Source organism: Paenisporosarcina sp. TG20, from assembly GCF_000286315.1.
Lineage (GTDB): Bacteria > Bacillota > Bacilli > Bacillales_A > Planococcaceae > Paenisporosarcina.
On the sequence record NZ_ALJG01000070.1, the window covers coordinates 1 to 1,553 of the forward strand.

Genomic DNA, 1,553 nt, shown 5'->3' on the forward strand with positions numbered 1-1,553 from the left:
GCATTAAAATAAAATCCAAATGTCAAATAAAATAGGCCATGTATTTTATTCCTTTTATGGCAATAATAACTATCAATTATATAAAAAAACCCTTATAATTAGGGATGAGGGTAGTTCTTGTCCAAATCCCTAACTATAAGGAGAATACATGGACAATAATACCATAAAAAATGTATTTAAAGAATACATTCATCCACTTAATATGAAAGCCATACAAAAAAAGATTGACCAAGCACAAGTCGATAAGTACGTTAAAAAATTTGATTCGCTTACGTTTGTTAAACTTTTCATCTACGCACAATTAAAAAACTTATCAAGTCTTGGACGTATTAGTGAAAAAGTAAAACGTAAGAAAACTGTCCAAAAAGCGGTTGGAATAGAGAGTATCAGTAAATCGCAACTCAGTCGGAAACTTCGTGACATACCGCCCGATATTTTCCAAGAAATCATGCATCATCTAATCCAAAAGTTGCATCAAGAAATCGGTCCCCATAAGGCCGATAAGGCGCTTGGGAAAATTCATTTAATCGATTCGTCAACGATTTCAATGTGTCTAAGTCAATATCGTTGGGCTGATTTCCGCGAGACAAAAGCTGGCGTGAAAATACATACATCCATTATTTTCTCAGACGGGATATCCTATCCGAACGAAGTAATCATTACGCCGGCCAGGCCAGCCGACTCGACACAGTTAGATGCGTTGATTGTACTGGATAAAGATGCGCTCCATGTGTTCGATCGTGGTTATTTCGATTTTGACAAGTTTGACTCTTACTGTGCAGATGGGATTCGTTTTGTCACTCGGATCAAATCGAACACCATTGTGCACGTAATTGAGGAACTACCTGTAGATACTGATTCGGATATTATTCGTTATGCGATCGTAAAAATCGGTAAGATGAGACATCCGCTTTATTTAGTTGAAACACTAGACAGTGAAGGCAATAAAATTTCGATTGTGTGCAATGATGCGAAAAGAAGCGCGAAAGAAATAAGTGATCTTTACCGGTCTCGTTGGCAAATTGAACTGTTTTTCAAATGGTGTAAACAACATTTAGTTCTAAAAAAATGTTACGGAAAGAGTGCGAATGCGGTGTTTAATCAAATTTATATCGCGATGATCACGTTTTGTTTAACACTTTTAATGAAAAGCAAAGTAGGTTTTCAAGGCACCTTGTGGGAAATGTTCAATTGGATCGGTGATTTCTGGACAAAAAGTCTTCCAGAGTTACTAAAAAAACTCTTCGAGAAACCAAAACGCTCCTCAAAAGGGCGAAGGCGACTGGATCATGAACATATATTTATGGAAACCTTGGCGCAATACGAGTCGCGAGAGACATCACATTTAGATGATTTAACTTATGACCCAATTTTTTAATTTCATTACACAAGTGTAAAAAAATGGATGAAGGACTACTCGATTAAAACCGGTTGTCTTTTTTTATCCAACACGAACTAACATGATGGTAAATTATTACTTAATTTTATTATATTTACATAACATGTTTAATTCTCCAAGTTGACAAGTTGAAAATTTTTTTATGCAACGCTAG

General features: G+C 35.7%; 1 protein-coding gene. It reads left to right on the forward strand.

Annotated features, from left to right (window positions below; genetic code table 11):
- Positions 1–148: 148 nt before the first annotated feature.
- Positions 149–1,378: an IS4 family transposase gene (locus B371_RS0100440; protein WP_019412392.1), complete on the forward strand. Its 1,230-nt coding sequence runs from the start codon at positions 149–151 to the stop codon at positions 1,376–1,378.
- Positions 1,379–1,553: the final 175 nt, after the last annotated feature.